The following is a 1,285-nucleotide window of genomic DNA, read 5'->3' on the forward strand; positions in this document are numbered from 1 at the left end:
AGAGGTGGCTCGGGAAACCTGCACAGCGGGGCTAAGTGGAATTTCTGCCTGACTTCGGCTTAGATGCCGGGAACAGGAGATACCATGACGAGACGACCGCGCCGGAACCATAGCCCGGCCTTCAAGGCAAAGGTGGCGCTCGCCGCCATCCGAGGCGAGCAGACGCTGGTGGAGTTGTCCCAGCAATTCGATGTGCATGCCAACCAGATCAAGCAGTGGAAAGACCAGCTCCTTGAGGGGGCGACCGGCGTTTTCGGCGATGAAGCGAAGACGGACCCGGCAGGTCCAACTGTGGATGTCAAAACGCTGCATGCCAAAATCGGAGAACTGACGCTGGAAAACGATTTTTTAGCCGGAGCGCTCGGCAAGGCGGGATTGCTGGGCGGAAAGAAATGATTGACCGCTCACACAAGCTGTCGGTCGTACGTCAGGCGAAGCTTCTGGGCTTCAGCCGTGGCAGCGTTTACTATTCTCCACGGCCCGTGTCAGACGGTGATCTGGCTTTGATGCGGCGGATCGACGAACTGCATCTCGATTACCCTTTTGCCGGAAGTCGGATGTTGCAAGGGCTTTTGAGAGGCGAAGGGCTGGAAACCGGGCGGCTTCATGTCGCCACGCTGATGAAGAAGATGGGCATCGAGGCGATCTATCGTCGCCCGAATACCTCCAAACCCGCGCCAGGGCACAAGATTTACCCTTATCTCCTGCGCAAGCTGGCGGTCACAAGGCCTAACCAGGTCTGGGCGATGGACCTGACTTACATCCCCATGGCGCGTGGCTTTGTCTACCTCTGCGCCGTCGTCGATTGGTTCAGCCGTAGAGTTTTGTCGTGGCGGTTGTCAATCACGATGGAAGCGGACTTTTGCATCGAAGCTGTCGAGGAGGCGCTCGCCCGATATGGCAAGCCCGACATCTTCAACACAGACCAGGGATCGCAGTTCACGTCCGTCGACTTCACGGCCGTGCTGAAGAAGGCCGACATCGCCATCTCGATGGACGGCAAAGGCGCGTGGCGGGACAATGTCTTCGTCGAGCGGCTTTGGCGGTCGATCAAATACGAGGAGGTTTATCTCCACGCCTACAAGACGGTGTCCGAAGCCCGTGTAGGCATTGGCCGATACCTGACCTTTTACAATAGCCGACGCCCACATTCATCCCTTGACCGGCAGACGCCGGATCAGGCCTACTTCAACGCGCTGCAGTCAATGATGGTCGCGGCATAATCGAGGCGGAAATCCACTTAACGAAACGCCCGAAATTGTTCAGACAAACCGAGCCACCTCTG

At 57.7% G+C, this 1,285-nt stretch carries 1 protein-coding gene; it reads left to right on the plus strand.

From position 1 onward, the window contains the following. The first annotated feature begins 84 nt into the window (after positions 1-84). Positions 85-1,223 (plus strand): IS3 family transposase gene (locus ACSQ3I_RS28090; protein ID WP_436004472.1). Its coding sequence is split into 2 segments (ribosomal slippage): positions 85-352 and positions 352-1,223, totalling 1,140 coding nucleotides; the frame shifts between segments, so codons are not numbered across the junction. Positions 1,224-1,285 lie beyond the last annotated feature (62 nt).

Origin of the sequence: Rhizobium sp. LjRoot30, assembly GCF_964253915.1 — a bacterium.
In the GTDB taxonomy this organism is placed as follows: Bacteria; Pseudomonadota; Alphaproteobacteria; order Rhizobiales; family Rhizobiaceae; genus Metarhizobium.